Annotated in this window: 6 protein-coding genes; 5 read left to right on the top strand and 1 reads right to left on the bottom strand. The window is 73.2% G+C overall.

The window, feature by feature from the left end; translation table 11 throughout:
* The 5 genes from ABEB16_RS11560 to ABEB16_RS11540 all read left to right on the top strand — a co-directional run.
* The coding region (locus ABEB16_RS11560; RefSeq protein ID WP_345712401.1) for an alpha/beta hydrolase at nucleotides 1–813 on the top strand (813 nt) is incomplete at its 5' end.
* Entirely contained in the window at nucleotides 810–1,463 is a 654-nt protein-coding gene (locus ABEB16_RS11555; RefSeq protein ID WP_345712400.1) for a YveK family protein, read from the top strand. The genes ABEB16_RS11560 and ABEB16_RS11555, both read left to right, overlap by 4 nt.
* Entirely contained in the window at nucleotides 1,460–2,935 is a 1,476-nt protein-coding gene (locus tag ABEB16_RS11550) for a hypothetical protein (RefSeq protein ID WP_345712399.1), read from the top strand. Before ABEB16_RS11555 ends, ABEB16_RS11550 begins: the two co-directional genes overlap by 4 nt.
* Nucleotides 2,932–4,761: a hypothetical protein gene (locus ABEB16_RS11545; protein ID WP_345712398.1), complete on the top strand. Its 1,830-nt coding sequence runs from the start codon at nucleotides 2,932–2,934 to the stop codon at nucleotides 4,759–4,761. Before ABEB16_RS11550 ends, ABEB16_RS11545 begins: the two co-directional genes overlap by 4 nt.
* 18 nt (nucleotides 4,762–4,779) lie before the next feature.
* Nucleotides 4,780–5,712 carry a glycosyltransferase gene (locus ABEB16_RS11540; RefSeq protein WP_345712397.1) on the top strand — a complete coding sequence of 311 codons (933 nt, stop codon included), beginning with the start codon at nucleotides 4,780–4,782 and terminating at the stop codon, nucleotides 5,710–5,712.
* A gap of 98 nt (nucleotides 5,713–5,810) precedes the next feature.
* Here ABEB16_RS11540 and ABEB16_RS11535 read toward each other — a convergent pair whose 3' ends face one another.
* Nucleotides 5,811–6,773 (bottom strand): glycosyltransferase family 2 protein, encoded by a 963-nt coding sequence (locus ABEB16_RS11535; protein WP_345712396.1) that lies wholly within the window; start codon nucleotides 6,771–6,773, stop codon nucleotides 5,811–5,813.
* Nucleotides 6,774–6,911 lie beyond the last annotated feature (138 nt).

The raw sequence follows: 6,911 nt of genomic DNA, 5'->3' as shown, positions 1-6,911 counted from the left end.
CCGGCCCAGCGCCTGCCCGCCGACACCGGGGACGTCGAGGTCGTCGAGGGCATCACCTACTGGCAGGACGGCGCGGACGACCTGCAGCTCGACGCCTGCCTCCCGCGGGAGCCGGCGGCGGACCTACCGGTGCTGGTCGTCGTGCACGGCGGCGGTTTCACCAGCGGGGACCGCTCCGACAGCGGTTCCCGCGGCCTGTGCGAGACGGCTGCCGGGGACGGCATCGCGGGTTTCTCCGTCGACTACCGGCTCGCGCCGGAGCACACCTACCCGGACCAGGTCGACGACCTCTCCCGGGCCGTGGAGTGGTTGCGCCAACCCGCACAGGTCGAGCGGTTCGGCATCGACCCGGCGCGCATCGCCGTGCTGGGCAGTTCCGCGGGGGCGGTGCTCGCGCTCACGGTCGGCACCGCCGGCAGCGGACCCACCGACACCGGCGCCCGCGTCAAGGCGGTGGTGTCCCTCAGCGGTGTCACCGACTTCCGCGCCACGCAGCAGTCGCTGGCCGGGGCGAGCCCGGAGGCCGTCCGGCTCGCCCTGGACTACCTGGGCTGCCGGTCGGCGACGGACTGCGACGCGGCGGCCGAGGCCTCGCCGATCACCCGGGTCGACCCCACCGACCCCCCTATGCTCCTCGTCAACGGCACGCGCGAACTCGTCCCGGCCCAGCAGGCGGACGACATGGCAGCCGCGCTGGAGGCACAGGGCGTGCCGCACGACGAGGTCCTCGTGGACGGCGACTCCCACGGGACGAGCCTGCTCGACCCGGACGTGCGCCAGCGGGTCCGGACCTTCCTGAAGGAGACGCTGTGACGGACACCCTTCCCGCCGAGAGCCGCCGCGACGGCGAGGCACCCGTGACGACCCGCCCCGGCTCCCGCGGTGCCCTGCGGCGCCACGGCGCCGTCGTCGCGCTCATCCTCCTCGTCGCCTGCGCCGTGGGTGTGGTCGTCACCCTGCTGATGCCCGCGCGCTACGTGACCGAGACGAAGGTCATGCTGATGCCGCAGGCCGACGCGTCGGCCGTGTCCGCGAGCGACACGGCATCGCTCGTGTTCACCTACGCGGCGCTCGCGGAGACCTCCTCCGTGCTCGACCCGGCCATCAGCGCGGCCGGGGTGGACACCGACTCCGCCACGCTCGCCGAGGACGTCTCGGCGAGCACCGTGCCCCTGACGTCGATCATCACCATCGAGGTCGGCGCCCCGGCCGCCCTGGAGGCCGCCGAGCTCGCCAACGCCATCGCCGCCAGCCTCATCGACCGGATCGGCGAGCGGAGCGTGGTGGGCGGCCAGGCGCTCCTCACGGGTGACGTGGTCGAGGAACCGCTGGTGCCCGAGGCGCCGGACTCGCCGAAGACGTACCTCAACGTCGCCGTCGCCCTCGTCGTCGGGTTCGCCGTCTCCGGCGCCGTGGTGGCCGCGCGGGAGGCGTCCGCACGCAGCCGACTCGGCCGCCGGTGACGGCACCCGCGCAGGTCGCGGCGCCGGGCCGGGGCAGCACCCTCGGCTGGGCCGCCGCCGGCAGCGCGGTCAGCGCGGTGCTCGTGGCGCTGCTCTGGCTCGGGCCGCTGGTCCCGCTGCTCGTCCTGGCGGTGGCGGGCGCGGTGTTGCTGGCCGCCCGCGCCCCGCAGCTGCTCGTGGCGCTGGCCCTCGGCACGGTCCTGCTGTCCACGCCGCTGCAGGCCCTCCTCGGCGGCGCGGCCTCCTCCCTCGACGACGCGGCCCTGCTCTTCTGCGGCCTCGCCCTCCCGGTCCGCCGGCTGGTCACCACCGGGCGCCTCGTGTGGTTGCCCGGCGGCGCCTGGTTCGCCGGCTTCCTCGCGTTCGGCCTGCTCAGCGGCCTGCAGCAGGAGGTGCCGACGAGCATCCTGGCCCAGGGTGCCTTCGCCGCGCTCAAGGGTGTCCTGTTCGCCTTCGCCGTCGCGCAGGTGCGCTGGACGGTCGACCACCTGCGCACCGCAGTCCGGTGGGGCGGTGTGCTCGTGGTCGTCATCGCCGTGAGCGGCCTCGTCAACCTCGCCCTGCCGGGGGTCTGGGCGAACCTGCTGGGGACGACGGCCGAAACCGGTCCCTTCGGGCTGCCGACGCTGACGGGGATCTTCGCGCGGCCGGGGGCGTTCAGCCGGCTCTGCGGCGTGCTCGCGCTCGCCGCGCTCGCCCACCACCTCGTGGTGCGCCGCAGCAGGATCGCCCTGGGAGCCTTCGCCACCTGCGCCGCCCTCGCCGTCCTCACCCTGCAGGTGAAGTCAATCCTCGGCCTCATCGCCACGGTGGCGCTGATGCTGCTGCCGTTCCTGCGCGGAGGACGTGCCCTGCGCGCCCTGGCGTTCCTCCCGCTGCTCGCCCTCGTGGCCCTGCCCCCACTGCTGCAGCTGGTGACGTCCGACGTGGACCGCTACGTCGTGGCGGACTCGGCGCGGTCCCTGCTGACGCAGGGCGGGGCGGTGGTCGCCACCGCGACGTTCCCGTTCGGTGCCGGTTTCGGCCGGTTCGGCAGCTCCACCGCCGCGGACAACTACAGCCCCTGGTACTACCAGCTCGGCTTCGCCGACCGGTTCGGGCTGGGACCGGCGGCCGACTCCGGGCAGTTCCTCAACGACACCCAGTGGCCCGCCCTGTACGGCGAGGCCGGCTGGCTGGGCGCCGCCTGCTTCGCGGCGGGGCTGCTCGCCATGGCCGTGTACCTGTTGCGCGGGCTGCGCCGGGAGACGGTGCCCCACCTGCGCTGGCTCCGCCTGGCGGGCGCGGGGTGGATCCTGCTGCTCGTGGCCGAGTCGGTGGCCGCACCGGTCTTCGTCTCGGCGCCGGCCTATCCCTTCGTGTTCATCGCCGCCGGCCTGGTGGCCGCGAGCACCTCCGCGGGCGCCGGGGCCCGGGGCACGGGTGGTCTCGCGGACGACGTGAACCCGGCGCGAGCGACACCGCGCCGGTGAACGCACCCACCGGCGGGCCTTCCGGTCCCGGCGCGCAGGACCCGCGGTTCGCGGTCGGTCGCCGGAGCATCACCAGGGTCGTCGCCGCGTTCGGCGCCGGCGCCGTGGGCGCCTCCCTCGCCGGCAGCGTCTCGGCGAGGCAGGCACCCGAGGCGGCCGGTACGACCACCACGGCCACCGGTGCGGTCGTGCTCGAGGCGAACCCCTCGGGCGACTGCGCACCGCTGCTGCAAGCTCTGTACGACGACGGGGTGCGCGCCGTCAGCCTCCGGCCGCAGAGCACCTACCTCCTCGACAGCCCGGTGTTCCTCGACAGCGACGACCCCTTCGACAGCCTGGTCATCTACGGCAACGGCGCGGAACTGGCCCTGGGACCGGGGCTGGGCCGCACCGACGCGTTCACCGCCGACCCGCAGACGCGCTGGGCGTTCTTCCCGAACACCCGTCGGGACGCGTTCGACGGTGACGCGGTGAGCGTCGACGTCGACCACCGCGCCACGGGCGACGCCGTCGGCGGCACCCCGCGGCTCGTCGTGCACCAGGTCGTGGTCGACGGCCAGGGCGAGAACCGCGCGCTGGCCTTCTTCAACCGGTGCGCGGGGCGCTTCAACGACGTCGTCATGACGGCCGCCCGAACCCTCGTGTCGTGGTTCGACTACTGCGACGCGATGGTGCTCGACCACTGCCAGGCGCGCCTCGACGAGGTCGACGACGCCTGGCTGCTGTACCAGGTCTCCAACGGCGACGGCATCGTGCTGCTCAGCCCGAAGTCGGAGCGGGGCATCGGCCTGGCGAGCTTGTGGAACTGCAAGGGCGCCACCATCGCCTCGGCGATCTCGGGACCGGTCCGGCTGAACCGGTGCCGGGCCGTGTCCATCCTCGGCGGGCACGCCGAGGGCGACGTGGCCACGACGTCCGCGTACGTCATCAGGTCCAGCCAGGTCACGATCGACTCCTCGCTCGTCTACCCCTCCCACAGCGACGACGTGCCCGGCATCGTCATCGACGACGCCGACGACGGGCTGGGTTCCGTCGTCACCCTGCGCGACGTCGGCGAGATGGTGTTCCACCGGGACGGTGCCAGGACCGTCAAGTCGGACCTGCAGGGCGACGTCGGCTGGGCCCCCGTGGTGTCGCTGTCGCGGGTCCAGCGGAGCACGCGGCTGGTCGCCGAACGGGTGTACACCCAGGTCGGCACGCTCCAGCAGGGCTCGCGGTGGCTGCCGAGCGCCGGGTTCCGGATCGTCAGCGCGGATCCGGACGTCACCGCGGCGCTGGGCACGGCGACGGCGCTGTGGCAGCGCGCCTGCGGGTCCTGGGAGCTGGTCCACCGCGACGGCTGGCAGGTGCTGCCGGCGGGTGGGGCGGGCATCTCGTCCTCCCCCGCGCTGCGCGCACCCGAGTTCCTCGAGGCGCGGGCGTCGTCCGACGGCGTGGGCGGCTCCCTGCGCGCCACCCGATTGGAGTACGTTGCAGCACTGCGTGACGCCGAGGGCAACTACACCGAGCTGTCGGCGGTGGTGGCCGCCGCCCTCGACGACAGCAGTTCGGTGCGCCTGCGCCTGCGCACCAGCGGGCCCGGCGTCCTCGTCCTGTGGCGGCGCCGCGGGCCCGACGTCGCCCGAGAACCGGAGGTGAGCGTGTCGATCCCCGTCCAGGGACCAGAGGTCACCCTCTACGACACCGGCGAGCACGTCGGTGGGGTGCCGTGGGGCAGCGGCACCGGGGTCGTCCCCGCCGAGGTGGCCGCCACGAACCGCACCCGAGACCTGATCCTGCTGAGCGGCCGGCCGGTCGCCCAGCCGCTGCCGATGTCCGGTCGTTGAGAGGATGGATGAGATCAGATGACGACGCTCCTTGTCTCCACCGTAGGCGGCCACCTCACCCAGCTCCACAGCCTCGTGCCGCGCCTGCCGATCGGCGACCGCGTGTGGGTGACCACCGAGTCCGCGCAGAGCAAGTCGCTGCTGGCCGGTGAGGAGGTGCACTACCTGCACTTCCCCAGGGCGCGCAACATCGGTGACGTCGCGCGCAACGCGGTGGCCGGGATCCGGCACCTGCCGCACCGCAACGTCGAGCGGGTCATCAGCACCGGCGCGAACATCGCGCTGTCGGTGCTGCCGCTGTACTGGGCCCGCGGCGTGCCGTGCCACTTCATCGAGAGCGCCACCCGCGTCGCCGGGCCCTCCGAGAGCGGCCGCCTGCTGAGCCGGCTGCCCGGCATGCGCCTCTACACCCAGCACGAGTCGTGGAGCGACCACAAGTGGGCCTACCACGGCACGGTGCTCGACGGCTTCCAGGGCGTGCGCACGGCACCCCGCGAGGTCAAGCGCGTCGTCGTGACGATGGGCAGCGCGGAGGGTTACCCGTTCCGCCGACCCATCGAGCGGCTGCTGGAGATCCTGCCGCCGGAGGTGGAGGTGCTCTGGCAGACCGGGTGGACCGACGTCAGCGACCTGGGCATCGACGCGCGCCGCTCGGTCCCCGCGCACGAGATGGAGGCGGCGATGGCCGAGGCCGACGTCGTCATCGCGCACGCCGGCACCGGCTCGACGGTCACCGCCCTGATGAACGGCAGGGTCCCGCTGCTGCTGCCCCGCCTGAAGGAGCTCGGCGAGCACGTCGACGACCACCAGTCGGAACTGGCCGCGATGCTGGAGAAGCGCGGGCTGGCCATGGTGCGCGACGCCGGGTCGGTCACGTGGGACGACGTGCTGGAGGCGTCGAGCTTCCGGGTGGAGACGACGTCGCGGACGCCGTTCCACCTCAAGCCCTGAGGCAGGGGTACGGCTCGGGAGACCGTGGTCGAGCGTGACGTCCCGCGGTGGTGGTCGGCCGCGGCCGACCACCACCGCGGGACAGCTCCGAACGCGGGTCAGTTGACGCTGATCCGAGCGGGGGCGCTCTGGCGCAGGTCGATGACGATGTTCTTGATCGTCTCGGCGGTGGGGGCGGCGGGCACGTCGGCCAGGTTGGTGCTGACCGGCATGCTGGCCGGGCGCAGGTCGATGACCTCGGCGCGCTGGGCCGGGACGGCCGGGGCGACGGGAGCGCCGACAGGGCGGGGTGCGGTGGCGGTCTTGCGGATGCCGGGGCGGGTGCGCTCGATGACGAGGGCGGTCAGGACGCGGAAGCCGTCGCGGAACGTGTTGAGGTTGGACTCGCCGTGGATGCGGTCGAACTCGAAGGAGGGGACCTCGCGGATGTCCAGCTTCGCCTTGGCGATGCGGGTGTTGATCAGCGTCTCGATCTCGAAGCCGTCACCCCACTGCTTGGCGTCCTTGGCCTCACCGGTGGGGTCCAGCTCCAGCACGGGCAGGCAGTCGGCCCAGAAGGCGTTGTAGCCGTAGCACAGGTCGGTGTAGCGGGTGCCGAAGAGCACGTTGGCGGCGGTGTTCAGGCACCAGTTGCCCGCCTTGCGCAGCGCGGTGATGTCGCTGGAGCCGCCACCGGCGATGAAACGCGAGCCCTTGGCGAAGTCCGCGCCCGCGGTCAGGGCCGCGACGTAGGCGGGGATCTCCCGGGGGTCGGCCGAGCCGTCGGCGTCCAGCATCACCACGATGTCACCGGTCACCGCCGCGAAGCCGCAGGCCATCGCGTTGCCCTTGCCGCGGCGGTTCTGCAGCACGATCTTCACATCCGAGCGCAGGGCCCGAGCGGTCTCGACGGTCGCGTCGGTGCTGCGCCCGTCCACCACGATGACCTCGTGCAGGTCCGCGGGCAGGAGCTTGAACACGTGCGGCAGGTTGGCCGCCTCGTTGTAGGTCGGGATCACCACGCTGACGCGCGGGGCGCGCCCAGCGGCGTTGACGGCGTCGGTCTTGGTGCGCTCGGACATTGCTCTCCCCCATCGATCACGGTGTCGTGCAGGGGCCCGGTTTCGCCTCTCGCTCCCCGCCGGGCCACGGCGACCAAAGGGAGCTTGACCCGGTTTCCCGGACAGGTGGGTGACTTGATCATGCCGCAGTAGTCAGTG

Origin of the sequence: Kineococcus glutinatus, assembly GCF_039542765.1 — a bacterium.
In the GTDB taxonomy this organism is placed as follows: domain Bacteria; phylum Actinomycetota; class Actinomycetes; order Actinomycetales; family Kineococcaceae; genus Kineococcus_A; species Kineococcus_A glutinatus.
This window is presented reverse-complemented; position numbering and strand designations above follow the sequence as displayed.